The sequence below is a fragment of the Streptomyces sp. 8N114 genome (assembly GCF_052245835.1).
Taxonomy (GTDB): domain Bacteria; phylum Actinomycetota; class Actinomycetes; order Streptomycetales; family Streptomycetaceae; genus Streptomyces.
Window position 1 is genome coordinate 79,136 of record NZ_JBQQBT010000013.1, and the last position, 19,050, is coordinate 98,185.

The following is a 19,050-nucleotide window of genomic DNA, read 5'->3' on the forward strand; positions in this document are numbered from 1 at the left end:
GGCGCCCATAGGACCCAGATCACTTACGTAGCAGCTTCGTATGTCTGCGTTGCTCTGACCTGGGGTGGGCGGGAAGTCGTCGACCCTCTGTCCGGATTGTTCCGATTCTGGATCGTACGTCACATATTTGCCGGGTGGGGGAGCCGGTTCCCAGGGTGGGTGCCAGGCCGCGACAAGACCGGGACAACGCACCACTCCCGGGACGCGCGGCCGGAACGTCCCCCCACGAAAGGCTCCCCGCTCGCATGCGTAACGCCCTGCGTACCCTCAAGCCCGCCCGTATCGCCACCACCGGCCTGACCGCGCTGGGCGCGGCCGGTATCGCCGCCACCACGCTGGCCGGAACCGCCCACGCCACCCAGGCCCCCGCCAAGCCCGCCGCCAAGCCCGCAGCGATCGAAAGCGCCGCCTCGACCGCGCAGCACGTGAGCACGCAGGCCGCACACGCAAAGAAGGCGCAGAAGGCGGACGACCAGCAGGCCGACGGCAAGTACGCGGACAACCTGGACGGCTGGATCCGCGAGGCACGCGCCATCATGGCCAAGCACGACATCCCCGGCTCCTACGACGGCATCAAGCGCAACATCATCCGCGAGTCGGCCGGCGACCCCAACGCGATCAACGACTGGGACATCAACGCCAAGAAGGGCACCCCCTCCAAGGGCCTGCTCCAGGTGATCCAGCCCACCTTCGACCGCTACCACGTCGAAGGCACCCCCGACAAACTCACCGACCCCGTAGCCAACATCGTCGCCGCCTGCAACTACGCAGCCGACCGCTACGGCACCATGGACAACGTCGACTCCGCCTACTGAGCCACGACATAAACACAGACCGCCGCGCATGCGAACAGGAGCGGGTGGGAGGAACACCTCCCACCCGCTCCTCGTCTCTGCAGAGACCGGGCGCATGTGGGGCCCAGAGGTCGAAGTCGGTGGGGGAGACGTGTGGTGCTCTGCCGATTGAGCTACGGACGCCTGGGCGTCCGACGGGACTTGAACCCGCAACCGCCCCATTAACAGTGGAAGTATCCCCTACCTGCGCACCTGGGCCGCATGGCTTCGCCCACCGTAGCCCCAAGTCGCCGCGCGTTCAGCCGAATTTCCCGCGCCAGGGAAGCGCAGGAAGCGCAGCAGAGCTCGTGCGGGGCGCGGTGTACGCGAGGCGGGGCGGTGGAGGGGGCGTCAGGTGTGGATGGCGAGCTTGAACTGCGCGTGCACGAGATCCCGGGACCCGGAGTCGTTGTGGGAGACGCGGATGGCCAGCGGCACGTCCGGGTGCACGAAAAGCTCGTGGTGTTTGGTGAACGCCTGCATGCCGGGGGAGGGGCGCCTGTGATCGGTCGCTGTCGTGTCGACCGGGTTGTCGGTGAGACCGAGCGGGTCGCGTACGAGCTGGTCGCGTAGTTCGCTGTAGTTTCCGGCCTCCCACTGGATCATGACCGTGAAGACGCCCCAGCCGCCGACGGAGGGCCAGATCAGGCCGGACCGGTCGTCGGTGCGCCAGTCGGTGACCTCGTAGCCGTCCGGCTGTTGCACCTGGTGCATGCCCTCGGCGTCGTACGATTCGCCCCCGCCGAACGGGAAGCGCACCACGTGGTAGTCGCCGTCGCCGGCGATTCTCTGGTGTTCGTTCAAAATCAGCGAGCACACGGGTATGGCCATCGATGTGTTCCCTCCTCGACGTGCAGGACCCGCTACTGACAGACCGCGGCCCTGGCCCTGTGGTAAGGATGCGACTCCACGGGGCGCGTGGCGATGGCTTGAACCGTGTAACTGTTGAATTGTGGACCGGAGTTACCGGCCGGGCACTGCGGAGCCGTATCCGGAGCCGTACTCGACCCGGTCCTGGTCGGCGTCGGCGGAGCAGGCCACGCCGGACCAGGTCCCCGCCCCAGCCTGAACCGGCCCGCCGTACGCAAAGACAGCCGCCGTACCCACAGGGCGGCCCCCGTACGTACAAGCAGCGGCCGGGAGTTGATCGTCAGCGTCGTCATGATGGACTGCCCTCATGACGACGCTGCTGCACCGCGTCCTGCGCGCACTGGACCGCTTCAACGCCGCTCACCCGTGGGACCACAACGCCCACTACCACCGGTGGATCCTGCGGCAGCTTCCCCGGCGGTTCGGCCGTGCCCTGGACGTCGGCTGCGGCAGCGGCGACCTCGCCAGGCTCCTGGCGAGGCGTGCCGACGAAGTGGAGGCGATCGACTCCGACCCGGCGATCGTCGCGCGGGCCCGCGAGGTGACGCCCGCGACGGCACCGGTGAACTTCACCGTCGCGGACGCGTCGGCCGGGACCCCCGCCGGGCCCTACGACGTGATCACCTGCGTCGCGGTCCTGCACCACCTGCCGTTCACCGAGGCAGTTACGCACCTACGCCGGCAACTGGCTCCCGGGGGAACGCTGATCGTCGTCGGCTGCGCACGTGAGCAGACCGTCGGCGACCACCTCCTGGCCGCCGTCGCCGCTCCGCTGAACGCGGCCGTCGGCTGGTACCGGAGCAGGGGCCGTACGGTGCCGCGCCCGCCCTCGATGACCGCCGTGACCCGGCAGCCGGAGATGAGCTTTCCGGAGATCGTCCGGGAAGCCCGTTCCGTCCTGCCGGGTGCCCGGCTGCGTCGACGGCTGTTCTGGCGGTACACGCTCGTGTGGCGCGCGGACGCCTGAGCGCGGCAGGGTCTGTCGGTACGACAGGGCCCGTTAGCGCAGCATGACCGGCAGTTCCTGGTAGCCGTTGATGCCCAGGGACGGTACGCGGGGCGCCGGTCTGGAGGTGAGCGCGAGCCCGGGGAAGGCCGCGAACAGCCGCGGCAGGGCGATCTCGGCCTCCAGCCTGGCGAGGGAAGCGCCGGGGCAGCGGTGCGGGCCGACACCGAAGGCGAGGTGCCGGGAGGCGTTCGCCCGGTCGGGGGCGAAGACCTCGGGGTCGGGGTCGGGGAAGGCATGCGGGCAGCGCTGGATGGCCGGCAGCGGCACCAGCACCGCCTCTCCCTCCCGGATGACCTCCCCCTCCACGGCCACGTCCTCGGTGGCATACCGGAACATGATGTTGCGGCTGGGGGACTCCCAGCGGAGTGCCTCTTCCACGATGTCGGGCCACGGGTTCTCGCCCGCGTCCTGCCGGGCCCTGGCGGCCTCCAGCGTCTCAGGGTGCGTCAGCAGCCCCCTGACGGCGTGGCAGATCAGGTTGGCCGTTGTCTCGTGCCCACCGATGACGGTGATCACAAGATTCCCGATGACCTCGGCCTCGGTCAGCTCCCCCTCGTCCATGGCGGCGACGAGGTCCATCGTGAGGTCATCCTGGTCGCCGCGGGCGCGCTTCTGCTCGATCAGGGACATCAGCGTCGCCGGGAAGCGCTGCCCGACAGTCGCCTGCACCTCTTCGGCGGCGGCCTCGGAGTTCATCGCCGCAGCCGACAGCTCGTGCAACTCCTGGCGCAGCGTGCCGTCTTCGGGAACGCCGAGCAGCGAGCAGATGACGTCCAGCGGCAGCGGCAGCGCGAAGCCCCGGTGCAGGTCCGTCTCCTGACCGGCGGGCACGGCGGCGAGTTCCGCCAGCAGCCGGTCGGCGATGGCCTCGATCCGGGGACGCAGCGCCTGCACACGGCGGGGCGAGATGGCGCGCTGGATGGGCAGCCGCAGTCGCCGGTGGGTGTCGCCGTCGGTGGTGAGCAGACCCTTGCCCTCCACGATGAACAGCAGCGGCCAGTCCGCGGGTATCTCCCCGCGCGCGTGCGCGCCCCAGTGCCGGATGTCCTTGGAGAAGCGGGGGTCGCCCAGCACCAGGGCGCCCGCCTCCCGGGTCGTCACCGCTTTGGCCACCACGCCACCAGGGAGCGCCACAGTGGCAACCGGCCCTGCGGCTCGGAGGGCCGCTCCTTCGGTTCCGTAGAGATCGGCCGGGGCGGGTTCGAGATAAAGCTGTGCTGTGCTGTCCACTGCTGTCCATTCGTCACGGGCATCGGGGGGAGAGGGAATATCACCGGAAGCGCGGTGGGGGACCGCGCGACATAGGGCAGGTCCCAGGTGAGGCTCTCCTTGGCGACGGCCATCCGCATGCCCGGCAGCCTGTTCCACAGGACTTCCAGCCCGGTCCGGACGATGAGCGTACCGAGGTCGGGTGCCGGACATCCGTGGGAGCCCGCACCCCAGGCCAGATGCGACCTGTTGGTACGGGAGACATCGAAGCTGGCCGACAGCATCGTCGGGTCCGCACCGGTCGCACCGAGACAGATGATCGCCATGTCACCGCAGTTGACGTGGTAGCCGCCCAGCATGGTGTCCTGGGTGGCCCAGCGGCCGATGAGGTTCTGGATGGGAGCGTTGACCCACATGACGCGGTTCATCGCCTCCTCCATCTGGCAGCGCCCGGCGATGACGTCGGAGTTGAGATCCGGATTGGTCAGCAGCTCCAGAACGGTGTTGCAGATCCAGGTCGTGCTGGCGCCGCGCCCTGCGACGATCTGGAGCCACACGTCCTCGCTCAGTTCGTGTGTGTCCAGTCCCAGCTGCAAGTCCCGGTTGTAGTGGTGCATCCAGGAGACGAGGTCGGGCCCCGGGTCGCGCTGCTTCTCCTCGACCAGGGCCCGCATCCGCGAGTCGAGTTCGGCGGCGGCACGATGGGCACCCGGTCCGCCGCTGAGCATCTCGTGGATGGCGTTGCCGGTGGCCAGCGCGCTGCCCTCGTCCATGCCCATCAGCCGCATCATCACCAACAGCGGCAGTTGCAGCGCGTACTGGTCGAGGATGTCGACCTGGTTCCACTCCGCGGGCCCTCCCTCGGGGAAGAACGAGGTGATGAGCTGCTCGGCGAGGTCTTCGATGAGGATGCGGGTCCGGAGCAGGTCGAGCTCGGCCAGCGCCTTGTTGCCGGGGCCGGAGAGACGTGCGTGCTCCATGCCCTCGGCGTTGAGGCGGCTGCGCCGGTAGGCGAACTGGGGGACCAGCGGATGGGGCGGCAGTGCGCCTTCTGCGAAGTCGCGGTACCAGCGGGAGTCGCGCGTCCACACATGGCCGCGGTTCTGGAGGATCTCCAGCTGGTAGGCGTGGTCCAGGATCAGATACCCACGGAAGGCTCCGGTCTCCTCCAGCGTCACCGGGGCCACGGCGCCGAAGGTTTTGCGGAGACTTTCGTAATAGGAGAACGGGTCACTGGCGAAGTTCTGGCCGTAGAGCGGGGCGCTGCGTTCGGGCCACGGCGTACGCGCGTATGGCCAGGCTTCACCAAAGGGGTTTGTCGAGGCATTAGTTGACACAGCGATCATCCTGTCGGCGGTGGTCACCTGAGGCAACCGTGAACGGTATCTCGAACGCTACTAGCGTGGAACGCAACAGCTCCGCAACATGAGCCGGTCAGCCCGCCACATCGACGCCGCGGGCGCCATCGCTTTGTCCCCGCCGGGGTCGACGAAGGACGCCGGGTGGGTCGCCGTGCTCTGGACCTGGATCTCACCGCCGTAGGGCCCCTTCAGTCCGAAGGTCTCGGTGGTGCCAGGCGCTGTGGTGGAGACGGTGTCCGGGGTGATCAGATTCTCGTAGAGCCCTTCTCACCGGTGAGCACTGTGAAGCTCGCGGAGACGTGCGCGCCCGGCCCTGTTGCTCCGCTTCATGGCCGGGGTCTCAGGTACGCACCTGGTCGGCGTGCCGCTCGCCTCGGGAGAACAGGGCGACGGCCAGTGCTCCGGCGAGGAGGATGCCGAAGGCCACCCACAGCGCAACCGTGTAGCCGTGCACGGTGCCGGCGTTGACGGCTGCCCTGCCGTTCCCGTGTTCCTTGAGATACGAGCCGGTCACGCTGGTCGCGATCGAGTTGAGCAACGCGGTGCCGAACGCGGCGCCCACTTGCTGCACCGTGTTGTACGAGGCCGAGGCGACACCCGCTTCGGCGGGACCGAGCTCCGCCGTCGCCATGTCGGTGGCTGCCGCCAACAGGCAGCCCAGCCCGAGGCCGGTCAGGACCATGGACGGGGTCAGATAGGCCGCGAAGACGTTCGAGCTGTCCACTTCGAGCCGGGTGAGGATCAGCATGCCGAGCGCTGAGGACAGCAGGCTGCCCGCGATCAGGACGCTCTGGGCGACGCGCCGGTGCAGTTTCCCGGCGATCAGCATCGCGCCGACGGTGGTGCTGACGGCGTTCACCAGGAGCGTCATGCCCGCCTTGACGGGCGAGTAGCCCAGGATCGTCTGGGTGTAGTAGCTCACGAAGAGGTAGAAGCCGAACATCGCGACGAACATCACGCAGACGGAGACGAACGCGGTGCCCCGCTTGCGGTGGGCCAGGATGTGCAACGGCAGCAGCGGATGTCCCGTCCGGGCCTCGACCACAACGAACAGCGCCAGCAGCACCACCCCGCCGATCAGCAGCGCCAGGACCTTCGCGTCGTCCCAGCCGTGCGGTTCGGCCTGGGTGAAGCCGTAGACCAGGCAGACGAGCCCGGCCACGCTGAGCAGCACTCCCGGGACGTCCAGATGACGGAGGGTCCCGCTGGGCCGGTCCCGGCCGACGAGAGGCACGCCGAGCAGCGCGATCGCGGCCATGGGGACGTTGATGTAGAGGCACCAGCGCCAGTCGGCGTACTCGGTGAGCAGGCCGCCTGCCACCACGCCGAGTGCCGCGCCGCCGGCGCCCACCCCGGCGAAGACGCCGAAGGCTTTCCCGCGCTCACGCCCGTCGGTGAAGGTCAGGATCAGCAGCGACAGCGCGGCCGGCGCCAGGACAGCGGCGAAGACGCCTTGTGCCGCGCGGGCGGCGAACAGCATGCCCGCGGAGTCCGCCGCGCCGCCGAGAGCGGAGGCCGCGGCGAAGCCGACCAGGCTGAGGGCGAAGGAGCGCCGATGGCCCAGGGCACCGCAGACCCGGCCGCCCACCAGCAGCAGACCGCCGAAGGCCAGCGCGTACGCCGTGATCACCCAGTGCCGGTCGGCGTCCGCCATCCCCAGGTCCTGCTGGGCCGATGGAAGGGCGATGTTCACGATGGTCGCGTCCAGCACGACCATCAGCTGAGCGAGGCTCACCACGGGGAGAGTCCACCAGCGTTTCGCGGACCGAGCGGGGGGAGCTGGGGCTTCTTGCTTTATGTCTGTCACAGTCACACTCGCACTATGGTCGGGTCACTCGAACGTTGGTCTAGTGGTCGGGGACTCTACTACGGCTCAGCGCAGCGGGACATGACGGAAGGCCGTCGCGGGGGCGCCCGGAGGGGGTCCGCGCAGTGCCGAACTCGCTTGTCAGCGGGGGAAGTTGGAAATTTTTCAAAAAGTGGGAACGCGACCCGGCCGGAGGGTGGCAACCACCTGGCACCGACCGGGAGTCCAGGCATGCGAGACTCCAGTGCACACTCGGTGCGGCCTACTGCGCCGGAGCCCAAGCCGTGTGATTTCGGAGGTGAACGTCATCGCAGACAAAGAGCGCACCAAGAGCCGGTCCGGCGGGAGGGCCGGTAACGTCTGGCTGCGGGCCTCGCGGGAGAACAAGGGCGAGCCTCCGCTGACCCGGGCACGCATCGTCGAGGCCGCTGTCGCGCTGCTGGACGACGAGGGCATGGGCCGGTTGACGATGCGGCGGCTGGCCGAACGGCTCCAGGTGGGTGCGACCACGCTGTACTGGCACGTGGCGACCAAGGACGATGTCGTCGATCTCGCGGTCGATGCCATCTTCGGGGAGACCCAGGTTCCGGACCGGCACACCGAGAGCGCGCGCGACGACATCGCAACCCTCGTCAACGACTGGCGCAAGGCGATGCTCCAGCACCCCTGGGCGGCCACCGTCCCCGCACGTCAACGGCCGCTCATGGGGCCCAACTTCCTGGCATGGATGGAGTTCCTCCAGACCGCGCTGGTGCGCGCCGGACTGACCGGCAAGCGGCTCAACGCGGCGACATGGGCGCTCTACAACCACGTGATGGGCGCCACCGCCACCCAGTCCAGCCTGCAACTCTCCGCCGAGGAGACCCGGATGGGGCAGGAGTATCTGGAGGCCCGGCGCGAGCAGTACCCGACCGTCGCCGCGAACAACTACATCGCCGACGACGACTGGGACGCCAACTTCCGGCTCGGACTGGAATTCCTCCTCGACGGAATCGAGTCGGGCTCCCGGCGCTGAGCCACGAGGGGCCGCCTCGACGAAAAAAATCTTCGATTCCCGTGAACTTTGCTGCCGGACCCGTCATCGAACCCTGTGTACGGCCCGATGACGGAGGACAGCACCAGGCAGGGAGGTTGAACGGCAGCCATGACACGTAACGAGGACCTGACCACCGGAGAGAGCGCTCAGGGGGCCGCAGGGACGGGCGCCCGCCGGGCCCCGTCGCGGAGCTGGTCCGGTCGTCCTGCGCGGGTCGTCGTGGCCGCTGCCGCAGCGCTGGCGGCGGGGGGTCTGCTGGCGGGCTGCGGGGACAAGGACAGCGACGCCTCGGACAAGACCGGCCGGAACGCCGCACCTGCGGGCTCGTCCCACAAGACAGCGGACGGCGCCGGCACGGACGGCGGCGGCACAAGCGGGGGCAGTGGGAACGGCGGCAGCACCGGTGGCGGCCTGAAGACCTCCGGCTCCGCGTCCTCGAAGAGCGGCAGCACGGGCAAGGACAGCGCGCACACCGGCTCCAGCACCTCGGGCTCCGCCTGTACGGCCGAGGACCTGAAGGGGTCGATCGGCCCCAACCACCCGGGCGCTGGCCAGGAGAACTTCGCGATCGTTCTCACCAACAAGTCCGGGAGCACCTGCACGGTCCACGGTTTCCCCGGGTTCGCCTTCCTGAACAGCGACGGCGACCAGGTCTCCCTCGACCCGGAGCGCGACGGCAGTGGAGCGACGACGCGGACGGTCGAGCTGTCCCCCGGCAAGAGCGCCTGGGCGCCGCTCTCGTACACCAACCCCGAGATGACCGACGTCCCGACCGTCACTCCGGACTCCGCGCTCATCACCCCGCCCGACCAGCGGGCCTCCATCCGCGTCGACTGGTCCGGCGGTCCGGTCTCGGCAACCGGCAAGGCGTCCGTGCCGAAGGTCGGCCCGCTCTCCGCAGGCACCGGCAGCTGACCCGCCTTCCAGGACCGACGGGGCTCTCTCAGCCGGTGGCCGGCCCCGTCATCCCCTCCGCAGCACCGCTCGGTGCCCCTCGGAACGGCCCTGGCGAGGGTGCGCACCGGGTGTGCGTAGCGCGGAGGGGCCAGGGAAGGAGCGCGGCCGAACCCCGTGCCGACGTCCGGGACTCCCCTCACCTCCGAGCGAGGGACCCGTACGCCGGTCGGCCGCGCTCCACCCGCAACTGTGCCCCCGCGCCGCCCGGCTCCCTACCCGAGTCGGCCGGTGCGGGGGCACTCGTCACCACGGCATCCACGCTGTCGCTAAGTGGTGCAGTGCTTCTCCTTCACGGCGTTCGGGGTGACGTCCTTGACGAATCGCTGGATGGCCTTGCGGCGGTCCTTGACGTCTTCGGGGTACTGGTGGTCCAGGTCGCCGAACCGAAACTCCAGCAGGAGGTACTTCGCGCCCTTGGTGCCGCACTCCGCTGCGACCACCGCGCCACGGTCGGCGAACGCGCCCCTGCCGGGCACCGGAAGGCCGCGCAGCGGCGTCACGTGCTTGAGCGTGTCCTCCTTCAGAGTCGTGACGGGATCCACTCGCTCGTTCAAGCCGGTCCGGCCGAAGGTGACCGCGTCGCGGCCGTCCACCTCGATGGTGCACCCGGTGTCGGACGTCACCAGCGTGCGGTCGGCCTCCTTGAGCTTCTTGCCGTCGGGCGGCAGGAGGGGGCTGAGCACGCTCTGTTCGACGGAGGTTCCGCAGACCTTCTTCGGAACGGCGAACTCCCGCCCGTCGTCGGAGCAGCCGACGGCGAACAGGGCGAGAGCGAGGGCGAGAGCTGCGGCTCCCGACCCCCGCCGTGTCAGCCTTCCGTGCACTGGCCGACTACCTTCCCGCAATGCGCTCTGCCTCGTCCTTGCCATGGTCGGCCGCCCTGCCGAACTGGTCCTTCACTCCGTAGTCCGTGACGTAGCCCTCGCGGTCGTTGGCGGTCCCCGGAGGGTCGGCCCAGTCGCCGTGCTGCTCCTGCCACAGCTTCGCGAGCTCGGTGAGCTGGTTGGTGCGCGCCTTGCTGGCCTCGATGTTCTTCAGGGTCCCGTCGGCGGCGATACGGGCCTGCTCGTCCTCGGTGTATGCCCTGCTCAAGGCGAACGCAGTGAGATCGAGATGCCCGGCGACCGGGGCGATTGGGGGGATGAGCCTCAACGCTGTGGCCGCCCCGGCGTACGTCCCGAAGCTCTTCCACCCGGCTTTCTTCTGTTCGTCCGCGCTCTGGTCGGCGATTGCCTGATGACGGGCCTCCTCCAGGAAGCCCATGGTGCGCCCGCTGCGGGTGATGGCGTCCGAGGGGTCCTTCGTCTCGGTCACGATGTCGTTGACGATGGCCCGGTTCATGGACTCATTGAGGATTGCGTAACCCTCCGGAGTCTGGGACACCTGCTTGCTGAGCTCCAGCAGCTTCGCCTCGTCCAGCGGGCCCTCGCCCAGGGGGGCGCTCATCGTGGCGTGCACTTCCGTGCCGTGATTGCCGAGGAGATGTGCCACGTCCCCGCGCAGCTCGGGCATCAGGTCGTCCTTCTTCGCCGCGAGGCGGTCGAAGATGTTGTGGAATGCCTCGTTCTGCGGCCCGGTGTGCTCGGCGTACTTGGCGTCCGGGTCGTCGGGGTTGAGCCCGCTGCCGCCCGCGTAGAGGGCATCGCCCAGGGCCTCGGCGGCGCGGTTCGGGGAGAGCGAGTCCTCGGGGACGAACTCCCGGTCGTTGAGGTAGTAGTCGGCCGCTTCCTTGTCCTTGAACAGGTCGGTCGCGAACTCCGGGTTGTGACTGACTGCCTTGAGGAAGCCGGTCATCGGGTCTGCGCTGCGTTCCCCCTGGTGGGCGGGATCGAGGTCGGTGTTCTGATACATCATGATGGGCCACACTCTGCCCTTCTGCCCGATCCCTTTGTCGAAGGTGCGGAGCTCCTTCTCGTAGTCGCGCAGGAAGTCCGTGTCGAACTTGCCCTTGCCCATCAGGCTGCCCATGACCTGGAAGCCGAACGGGCCGTTGGGGAGGTCCTCGCCCGGGCGTCCGATCGGCTTGTTGCCCAGGTTGATGAGGTCCTGCTTCCACTTCATCATCTCCGGGCTCTTTTCCCGGGACGCGGTCGCGAGCGTCATGCCCAGGTTGTCCCGCAGCCGTGACAGCTCCTTGCCCTTCGCGCTGTCGGCTTTGACCTCGAGGCCATCGCCGGGCATCATCCGCCAGAACTCCAGGGTTTCCTTCGGCGACAGCTGCTTGGCCAGCCCCTCCGCGAACCCCGGGTTGTTCCGCTGGATTTCGGCCAGGTCGTTGAGCGCGTCAAGGTTGGTCATGGTGATGTCGTCATCGTCCGCTGCTTCCTTGGACAGCTTCTTGATCAGGTCGGCGGCCTTCTTGGCGTCAGCGCCGCCGGTGACCCTCTGGATGTCCTCGTAGCTGTCCCAGTTGGCGCCGGAGAAGTCGTGCGCGTTCTTCACCAGCTGCCTCAGACCATCGGCGAGGTTGTGCTGTGTCGCGGCAGCGGCTCGGAGTATCTTCTCGATCTGCACCTTGGCCGCTTTGACTTTCTTGTCCGACGCTTTCTGCTTTGCCTCATCGGCGTAGCACATGGAGTCGGTGATCGTGCCGTCACTCGCGACGAGCAGGCCGTCGGCGCGGAGGTCCTCGACGACCTTGTGCAGGTCCGACTGGTGCTTGTGCATCCGCTGGCGGGCAAGCTTGATCGCCTGGTGGATGCTCTTGGCCTCGTCCGCCGCGTCGTGGAACTCGCGGGCCACCTTGACGACGAACGGCTTACCGGTGTTGGCGGCCTCGCCCGTCCAGTGGGCGCTCGTGGCCTGCTTCTCCAGCCTGACGACATCGGCGCCCTCGCCCTTGCCGGTGGCAATCTTGTCGAACTCGTCCTTGATGCCCTTCCACTTGGTGATGGCAGTGTCCAGCTTGTCGAACTTCAGTTCGCTCAAGTCGCGATACGACACCATTTCGATGGCCACGGATGATGCCTCTCAGCTGTGCTTCGTGTCGGAGTCGTTGTGGAAGTACTCGGAGATCTTGGAGGCGTCGTTCATGGCGAGGACGATGTCCTGCTCGTGCTTCTCGTGGGACTTGGTCGTGTAGTCCAGGCCGTTGGAGATCAGACCGAAGCCGCTCTTGAGGGTGCTGACCTGCGTGTTCCAGTTGTCGTTCACCTTCAGCAGGGCGTTGGCGAGATCGCCGAGGCCGCCCTCGTTGAGCAGGTAGATCGCGGCGGTGTGCGTCTCGGCGCGAGCGTCGTCCGCCTTGTTCTGGACGCGGCCGTGCAGCTCGAAGGCCATGTCGCCGATCTTCCCCAACTCGTCGCTCTCCACTGTGAGATCGACCTTCGAGCCTCCGGAGCTGTCGGGAGTCTCCGCCCCGTTCAGCTGAGTCCGTGCGGCCTCCGCCCCAGCTGTCTTGTGGGTCGCCCATTCCTGCTCGAACGACATCAGCGCCTCCCCGTTGTGAACTTGTCTGTCAACAGACCCTTGCGCTCAAGCTTCGACTGTTCTACCTGAGTACTACTGTGCGCCAACTGTAGGACGCAACCACTCTGCCACCAGGTTGCATGTCAGCGGACTGCCGCCGGGCGAGAGTCTTCGAGCCGTCCGGCACTCACGCCCGGTGCTGAGCACCGTGGCGGCTCTTCTGCCCGGGCAGCCGAGGTTCGGCAGCTGCCGGACAGGGGCGCAGGCCGGCGTTGATGGCGAGGAAGGTGAGGACGTCGGCGAGGAGCCGTAAAAGCTTCAGTTCCGCCTGGCGCATCTCGCGCCCGCCGTACGGATGGCGGCGGCGCTCGGCTTGTCCCGCGTACTGCGGGGCGGCGTGGGGCCGTCGTAGCCCTCGATGCGGCGGCAACACGGACCAGCCCTCTCGGCTACCCTCGGCCGACGTGACCGCTTCCGACACCCCGCCGACCTCGCGCTTCCTCGTCCACCACGATTACGGCATGGGTGGCTTGTGGTGGTGGATCCGGGCACGGTCGCGCCGCGAGATCTTGGAGAGGTGTGCGGAGGTCGAGGTGATCGATACTCCGGACCAGGTCGCGCAGGCGGACACATGGGATCTGGACGAAGTGGACATCGACGCACCGGTTATGCCCGCCGGCCTGGACGAACTGCGGGCCACGCGCGACGCTCAGCGCACCCTGCCCGGCTTCGGCGCGCTCGCGGACAGGGAGATCGTCCACCTTCGGCGCCGTGGTGACTACGGGGACGACGACCCGGCGGTCTATCTGATGGAGGTGGGTTCCGACGGCCGCAGGCTCCGGCAGGTGGAGCTGGCCGAGGACGGGACCGCTCTCAGAAGCGGTCCGGACGACTGGATCTTCAACCCGCCGGTCGTCGACCTCTTCGATCCCGAACTGGCAAGCATGGAGATCAGCCGGGAAGAGTTCGAGTCTCAGTGGCGCCGCGCCCGCCACGACGACAGCTATGCGTAGTTGCCGCCCGATTCCGGCGGGCACGCCACGCAGCACCTCAAGGTGCGCCCGACGCTGCGCTGCGACGGCCTGCACGACCGGTTCAACGCAGCGTCCGACGTCACCCGGCAGAACTTCAGGGCTCCAGGTCAGGAAGCGAACTTGACCGACGATGCCTTGTCATTGAACGACGCGCGCACGTTTTTGCAACTGGCCGACTTCACGGTCTCGGTCGAGCCTTTGTAGTTGGCGTGTTCGTAGAGACGCACCGGGCGGGTGGTGTGGTTGCAGACAGAACTCGTCTTGTCGTTGAATCCGAACTTTCCCAGCCAGGGAAGGTTGTAATTCGTCAGAACCATTGGGGCGTCGGCCCCCTTGTTCAGGTTGTGGTTCTTGTAGAGGCAAACCACCCCCCACGAGCACGCTTTCTTGCCCTGGCCATCGGCCACGGTCACGGTGCGCGGGGCAGACGTGACTGCCTGAGCGGGGATCGACGCTGTTCCCGCGAGTAGCGCGGCGCCGACCAGCAGCGGAATCCGGTGTTTCATACGTTCCTCCTTCGAGGCGCGATCAACGACGCTTACTGATCTGCGCCCGGTACCGAACGCGGAAACTTGTTTCCGGTGAATTCCCTCGAAGGAGAAGAACGGCCCGTCACACAATGAATGTTGGTCGCCGCGGATTCACGGGCTCCTGAACAATCCCCGAGGCCGCACGCAGTCGGATTGTGTTCCGCGCTCACTCTTGCCGATGACCCCGGCCGTCCCGCGACGGCGGCTGCCCGCACCTCCGGCCGAGGTGCGGGCAGGGGCACCGAGGGGACGGTGCGGGTCAGTCGTTGGTGGTGACCCGCACGTAGTCGACGGTCATTTGCTGCGGAAAGTTCGTGGAGCCGTCCGGGTCGCCGGGCCAGTAGCCGCCGACGGCGAGATTGAGGATCAGGAAGAACGGCTTGTCGAAGACCCATGGGTTGCTGCCGACGTCGGCAGGCGTGCGCGTCTGGTAGACCTTCCCGTCCACCGACCAGCTGACGGAGCCCGGGGACCAGTCGATGGCAAAGGTGTGGAAGTCGTCGGCGAAGGCCGCGCCGTCGGGCAGGGTGTATCCGGCGCCGATACCGCCGGAGCCGGAGTAGCCGGGACCGTGCAGGGTGCCGTGCACCGTTCCCGGCTCGAAGCCGACGTTCTCCATCACATCGATCTCGCCGCAGGCGGGCCAGCCGACGCTCCCGATGTCGTCACCGAGCATCCAGAAGGCCGGCCACATGCCCTGGCCGCGTGGCACCTTGATGCGCGCTTCGACGTGACCGTGGGTCTGGGTGAACTTGCCGGCGGTGTTCAGCCGTGCCGAGGTGTACTCGCATGTGCCGTACCAGCACTGGTAGTTGCCGGGGTTCTCCTTGCGGGCGGTGATGACGAGGTTGCCGTTGCCGTCGAGCGTGGCGTTGTCGGTGCCCGGGGTGTAGTACTGCCGCTCATGGTTGTTGACGTTGTCGCCGGTCTCGGTCTGCCACTTGCCGCTGTCGACGGGAGCGCCTGCTGGGCCGTCGAAGTCGTCGGAGAAGACGACCGCTTGGGTGTCGCTGCGGCGGTGCCCGGTGTCCTTGGCGTCGGCCGACGCTGTGGCGGGCAGCAGCGCGGTGGTGACGCAGCACAGCAGCGAAGCACCGCACACAGCTGTGCGGTATCGCCAGGAAAGTCTCACGCGCCAGGAGAGTCTCACGTCAGCCCGTCCTTTCGTGGGGGATGGACGTAGGGCCTGCGCATGACAAAGAGCGCCACGGAGGTTCGCGGTGGCGAGTGCGGCAGGCCCGGGCTTTCTTGATGACTTGTTGTAAGCGCGCCCGATCGAGCCGTCAAGGCTTTGGTCCAGACCTGAGTGTGTTCAAGAAGCGATGGCAAGCCCCATCCGGTTCCGGCCGGTCACCGGTTTCAACGCTCCACGGGATGGCGTGGGTGCCGATCCGCCGACCCCGGTGCGAAGGGCTTCTGACCTGCGTATCAACGGCGTGTTTCAGGTGCGCGGTGACGTTCGCACGATCGGCGTGCCACGACGGCACCTCGCTGCCGGTCCCAACTCCCCGTTGGATGGCTGAAGCTGCAGGGGGAGGAAGCGTCTGTCAGGTGACCGCACGGCAGCCGATCACGAGGTGATGCTGCTGAACATGGCCGGTCCACAGGACGGATCCCCTTTGACAGCGGACGAGAGCACCGCATAACTTCCCGATCACCTGCGCCGCACGAGGATCCGAGGGAGGGCAGCGCCGTGCCGACTCTGTGTCTCACCCAGCGCCGTTACCTCGACCTGCGGCGGTCCACCAGCACGGGATGTTGAGCGGCACTCTCCCCGCTCCCTCGTTCACGCACCATCACCCTGGACCGCCATGCCCTCCGCCCGCATATCGCGGCGGCTCTCGCGGCGCGGCCTGCTGTCGCTGGCCGCCGCGTCCGCCGCCACCGCCCCCGGTTCCGCACTGCTCACCGCCTGCGGCACCGGTGCCGCCTCCAGCGGCAAGGTCGTTCCCTTCTACACGACCGAGTCGGACCCCAAATCGCTCGCCTTCTACCGCTCCGTGATCAAGAAGTTCGAGCGCAAGCACCCCGGCGTCACCGTGAAGATGACGCTGTACTCGGACGAGAACCAGCTCCAGTACCTCCAGTCGGCCATGCAGACCGGCACCGACATCGGCGTCTTCGCACCGCCCGCCGCGAACATCCTCGACTGGGCCGTGAAGGGCTATCTGCTGCCCCTCACCGGCATGGTCGAGGAGATCGGCGAGAACGACTTCCTGCCCGGAACCCGCATCCTGCACCGCGGCGAGGACTACGCGATGCCGTTCCAGGCCAACGCCTCGGCCCTCTACTACCGCAGGGATCTCCTCGACAAGGCGGGCATCGATCCGCCGCGCACCTACGGCCAGTTCCTCGGCGCCGTAAGCGAGCTGCACGGCAAGGACGGCATCGACGGCATCTCGTCCGGCGCGGGCAACACCCCGGGCCTGACGACCCAGTTCCTCGCCCCGTACGTCTACCAGGCGGGCTGGGACTACTACGGGCCCGAGGGCGAGGTCCTGTTCGGCAAGGAGGAGGTGCTCGACGCGGTCAAGCGGCACGTCGCGATCATGCGGTACGGGCGCAAGGGCGCGTACAACACCAACTACCCCGACCTGATGAACACCTACATCTCAGGGAAGGCCGCCTTCGCCACCATGGCAGGCCGGCTCGGCGTGAACCTCGCCCAGCAGAACCCGAAGATCGCGGAGGTCACGGGCGTCCTGCCGGTCCCGGCGGGGCCGTTCCGGACGGGGCGGCTGGCGTACGGCGGCAAGAACCAGTACAGCGTCTTCGCGCACACCCGGCACAGACGCGAGGCAAGGGCCTTCCTCAAGGAGCTGACCACCGGCGAGAACGCGCTGAAGTTCTCCCTCACCGTCCCCGGGCACCTCGTCCCGCCGCTGAAGTCGGTCAAGGCCCGGCTCCGCGCGGAGATCGGCCACTCGAAGGACCCGTATCTCAAGAAGCACGGCGACTGGGTGCGCACCATCCTCGATCTCGTCCCGCACGCGATGAGCCCGGACATGGCCATGGGCTCGGTCGTGAACGGGCGCTACGACGGCAAGCTCTCCAATCCCTGCCCCTGGGCGGGCAAGGCGTGGGCGCCGCCGCCGGCCGACGCCTCGATGGTGCAGTCGATCCTGCTGCGCGGCGACGACCCCGAGCAGGCGTGGCGCCGGGCCGTGGACCAGTTCGCCTTCGCGGCCCGCGACTGGCGGAAGGCCAACCCCGAGTGGAGGCCCGCCGCATGAGTTCGCCGAGACCGGGGCGCGCGCTCCAGTACGTGTGCCTGGCAGCCGTGGTGCTCGTCGCCGATCTGCCGCTGCTGTGGATCCTGTTCACAGCCGTCAAGCCGGACGAGGAGATCATCGCCTATCCGCCGACGTTCCTCCCGCACGAGGTCACGCTCGACAACTTCCGCACGCTCTTCGAGATCTCGTCCTTCGGTACGTATCTCGGCAACTCCCTGATCGTGGCCGCGTTCTCGACGCTGCTCGTCGTCGTACTGGGTACCTGCGCCGCCTACGCGCTCGTCCGGTTCCGGATCCCGGGGCTGGGCTGGGTCGGCGAGCTGTCGCTGTTCGCGTATCTGGTGCCGCCGATCCTGGTGCTGGTGCCGGTCTCACAGCTCGTGGCACGGTTCGGGCTCGCCAACAACCTGGTCGCGCTGATCGTGATCTACACGGCCACACTGCTGCCCTTCGCGCTGTGGACGCTGCGCTCGTACTTCCATGGGCTGACCGTCGAGCTGGAGGACGCGGCGATGGTCGACGGCTGCACCCGCTTCGGCGCGTTCGTACGGGTTGTGCTGCCGCAGTCGGTGCCGGGGATGGTCGCCACCGCCGTGTTCGCCTTCAACGCGGCCTGGAGCGAGTACCTGTTCGCCTCCACGCTGATGGCCGATCCGGAGAAGCTGACGCTCAGCCCCGGTCTTTCGCTCCTCATGGACCAGACGAGCGTCTACTCGTGGGGCGTCCTGATGGCCGCCGCGCTGATCGTCGTCGCGCCCGTGCTGGTGCTGTTCGTGTTCGTCCAGAAATTCCTCGTCGGCGGCATCGGACAGGGAGCCGTGAAATGAAGAGTCTGTCCGACCGCGTGCTCGGCACCCTCATGCTGGTGCCTGCGCTCCTGCTGCTGCTCGTCTTCGCCGTCTACCCCTTCCTCGCCTCGGTCTTCGACAGCTTCTTCCATGTCGACTTCCTCACCCGCGAGCACACCTTCCTCGGCCTCGACAACTACCGGCGGCTGTGGGAGGACCCCGCCGTACGGGGCGCGTTCGGGCGCAGCGTGCTGTGGGTCGCTGGGAACGTGGTGATCCAGGCCGTCGCCGGGGTCGCCGTCGCGCTGCTGCTCAACGCCGGGCTGCGGGGGCAGGCCGTGGCGCGCGGACTGGTCCTCTTCCCGTACGTCGTGCCGGCGGTGGTCGCCGCGCTGGTGTTCCGCTTCGCCTTCAACGACACCTCGGGGATGGCCGGTCATCTGCTGCGGACGCTCGGGCTGAGCGACAGCCTCGTGAACCCGTTCGCCGACCCGGCCACCGTGATGGCCGCGCTGGTCGCCGTGAACTGCTGGAAGTACGTGCCGTTCATCGTGATCGTCGTCCTGGCGCGGCTCCAGACGCTGCCGGGCGAGCTGCGCGAGGCTGCGGCGCTGGACGGCGCCGGTCGGTTCGGGGTGTTCCGCTACGTCACCCTGCCGTGGATCGCGCCCGCGCTGATCGTCGCCATGCTGATGCGCACGATCTGGACGGCGTACGACTTCGACCTGCCGTACCTGCTCTCCGGCGGCGGTCCGATGGACACCTCGACCACCGTCCCGCTGGAGATCCGCAAGCTTGCCTTCTCGGACCAGGATCTGGGGTCGGCGTCGGCGCTGGCGGTGTGCGTGGCGATCCTGCTGGTCGCGGGCGCGCGGCTATATCTGCGCGCGTACCGGGCCGCCGAGGACGCGGCGAACTAGACGTGCCCCGCGAGTCCTGCCGGGAAGGGGGGTGCCCCTGTCCGTGCACTGCGGG

The 19,050-nt window shown here is 68.1% G+C and carries 18 protein-coding genes; 8 read left to right on the forward strand and 10 right to left on the reverse strand.

All coding sequences use genetic code 11. The features are described from left to right. Window positions 1-245 precede the first annotated feature (245 nt). On the forward strand, window positions 246-815 hold the full coding sequence (locus ACTWQF_RS24290) for a transglycosylase SLT domain-containing protein (protein ID WP_443276407.1): 570 nt from the start codon (window positions 246-248) through the stop codon (window positions 813-815). Window positions 816-1,184: 369 nt separating this feature from the next. On the opposite strand, the gene ACTWQF_RS24295 is transcribed toward ACTWQF_RS24290, so the two are convergent. Then, complete coding sequence (locus ACTWQF_RS24295) at window positions 1,185-1,664, reverse strand: hypothetical protein (protein WP_443281763.1); 480 nt, start codon at window positions 1,662-1,664, stop codon at window positions 1,185-1,187. A gap of 346 nt (window positions 1,665-2,010) precedes the next feature. Between ACTWQF_RS24295 and ACTWQF_RS24300 the strand changes: the two genes are divergently transcribed. Next, window positions 2,011-2,670, forward strand: a complete 660-nt coding sequence (locus ACTWQF_RS24300) for a class I SAM-dependent methyltransferase (protein ID WP_443281764.1) — start codon at window positions 2,011-2,013, stop codon at window positions 2,668-2,670. A gap of 33 nt (window positions 2,671-2,703) precedes the next feature. Here ACTWQF_RS24300 and ACTWQF_RS24305 read toward each other — a convergent pair whose 3' ends face one another. The 3 genes from ACTWQF_RS24305 to ACTWQF_RS24315 all read right to left on the reverse strand — a co-directional run bounded on the left by ACTWQF_RS24305 (window position 2,704) and on the right by ACTWQF_RS24315 (window position 6,999). Then, the gene (locus tag ACTWQF_RS24305; RefSeq protein WP_443281765.1) at window positions 2,704-3,813 is read right to left on the reverse strand and encodes a cytochrome P450; all 1,110 of its coding nucleotides are present in this window, start codon (window positions 3,811-3,813) and stop codon (window positions 2,704-2,706) included. Then, complete coding sequence (locus ACTWQF_RS24310; RefSeq protein WP_443281766.1) at window positions 3,810-5,285, reverse strand: cytochrome P450; 1,476 nt, start codon at window positions 5,283-5,285, stop codon at window positions 3,810-3,812. Before ACTWQF_RS24310 ends, ACTWQF_RS24305 begins: the two co-directional genes overlap by 4 nt. Before the next feature lie 337 nt (window positions 5,286-5,622). Beyond that, window positions 5,623-6,999, reverse strand: coding sequence for an MFS transporter (locus tag ACTWQF_RS24315; RefSeq protein ID WP_443281853.1), 1,377 nt, complete (start codon window positions 6,997-6,999; stop codon window positions 5,623-5,625). A 388-nt stretch (window positions 7,000-7,387) separates the two neighbouring features. Between ACTWQF_RS24315 and ACTWQF_RS24320 the strand changes: the two genes are divergently transcribed. Both ACTWQF_RS24320 and ACTWQF_RS24325 read left to right on the forward strand, forming a co-directional pair. Beyond that, entirely contained in the window at window positions 7,388-8,104 is a 717-nt protein-coding gene (locus tag ACTWQF_RS24320; RefSeq protein WP_443281767.1) for a TetR/AcrR family transcriptional regulator, read from the forward strand. Window positions 8,105-8,233: 129 nt separating this feature from the next. Further along, window positions 8,234-9,040 carry a DUF4232 domain-containing protein gene (locus tag ACTWQF_RS24325; RefSeq protein ID WP_443281768.1) on the forward strand — a complete coding sequence of 269 codons (807 nt, stop codon included), beginning with the start codon at window positions 8,234-8,236 and terminating at the stop codon, window positions 9,038-9,040. 308 nt (window positions 9,041-9,348) lie between these two features. Here the strand turns inward: ACTWQF_RS24325 and ACTWQF_RS24330 are convergent, their stop codons facing one another. The 4 genes from ACTWQF_RS24330 to ACTWQF_RS24345 all read right to left on the reverse strand — a co-directional run bounded on the left by ACTWQF_RS24330 (window position 9,349) and on the right by ACTWQF_RS24345 (window position 12,923). After that, window positions 9,349-9,906 carry a hypothetical protein gene (locus ACTWQF_RS24330; protein ID WP_443281769.1) on the reverse strand — a complete coding sequence of 186 codons (558 nt, stop codon included), beginning with the start codon at window positions 9,904-9,906 and terminating at the stop codon, window positions 9,349-9,351. Between the two features lie 7 nt (window positions 9,907-9,913). Beyond that, window positions 9,914-12,010, reverse strand: a complete 2,097-nt coding sequence (locus tag ACTWQF_RS24335; RefSeq protein WP_443281770.1) for a hypothetical protein — start codon at window positions 12,008-12,010, stop codon at window positions 9,914-9,916. Between the two features lie 42 nt (window positions 12,011-12,052). Continuing rightward, on the reverse strand, window positions 12,053-12,511 hold the full coding sequence (locus ACTWQF_RS24340; RefSeq protein ID WP_443281771.1) for a hypothetical protein: 459 nt from the start codon (window positions 12,509-12,511) through the stop codon (window positions 12,053-12,055). A 166-nt stretch (window positions 12,512-12,677) separates the two neighbouring features. Further along, entirely contained in the window at window positions 12,678-12,923 is a 246-nt protein-coding gene (locus ACTWQF_RS24345; protein ID WP_443281772.1) for a hypothetical protein, read from the reverse strand. 31 nt (window positions 12,924-12,954) lie between these two features. Here ACTWQF_RS24345 and ACTWQF_RS24350 point away from each other — a divergent pair, with 31 nt between their 5' ends. Beyond that, on the forward strand, window positions 12,955-13,503 hold the full coding sequence (locus tag ACTWQF_RS24350; RefSeq protein ID WP_443281773.1) for a hypothetical protein: 549 nt from the start codon (window positions 12,955-12,957) through the stop codon (window positions 13,501-13,503). Window positions 13,504-13,631: 128 nt separating this feature from the next. Here the strand turns inward: ACTWQF_RS24350 and ACTWQF_RS24355 are convergent, their stop codons facing one another. Continuing rightward, a complete protein-coding gene (locus ACTWQF_RS24355) occupies window positions 13,632-14,030 on the reverse strand; it encodes a peptidase inhibitor family I36 protein (RefSeq protein WP_443281774.1) in 399 nt (132 codons plus the stop codon). A gap of 283 nt (window positions 14,031-14,313) precedes the next feature. After that, window positions 14,314-15,186 (reverse strand): glycoside hydrolase family 16 protein, encoded by an 873-nt coding sequence (locus ACTWQF_RS24360; RefSeq protein ID WP_443281775.1) that lies wholly within the window; start codon window positions 15,184-15,186, stop codon window positions 14,314-14,316. A 679-nt stretch (window positions 15,187-15,865) separates the two neighbouring features. On the opposite strand from ACTWQF_RS24360, the gene ACTWQF_RS24365 reads away from it, so the two are divergent. From ACTWQF_RS24365 to ACTWQF_RS24375, 3 genes are read left to right on the forward strand one after another with little or no spacing between them, the layout of a single operon-like run. Then, window positions 15,866-17,287 carry an ABC transporter substrate-binding protein gene (locus tag ACTWQF_RS24365; RefSeq protein WP_443281776.1) on the forward strand — a complete coding sequence of 474 codons (1,422 nt, stop codon included), beginning with the start codon at window positions 15,866-15,868 and terminating at the stop codon, window positions 17,285-17,287. Further along, on the forward strand, window positions 17,284-18,114 hold the full coding sequence (locus ACTWQF_RS24370) for a carbohydrate ABC transporter permease (RefSeq protein ID WP_443281777.1): 831 nt from the start codon (window positions 17,284-17,286) through the stop codon (window positions 18,112-18,114). Before ACTWQF_RS24365 ends, ACTWQF_RS24370 begins: the two co-directional genes overlap by 4 nt. Further along, window positions 18,111-18,995 carry a carbohydrate ABC transporter permease gene (locus ACTWQF_RS24375; RefSeq protein ID WP_443281778.1) on the forward strand — a complete coding sequence of 295 codons (885 nt, stop codon included), beginning with the start codon at window positions 18,111-18,113 and terminating at the stop codon, window positions 18,993-18,995. Before ACTWQF_RS24370 ends, ACTWQF_RS24375 begins: the two co-directional genes overlap by 4 nt. Window positions 18,996-19,050 lie beyond the last annotated feature (55 nt).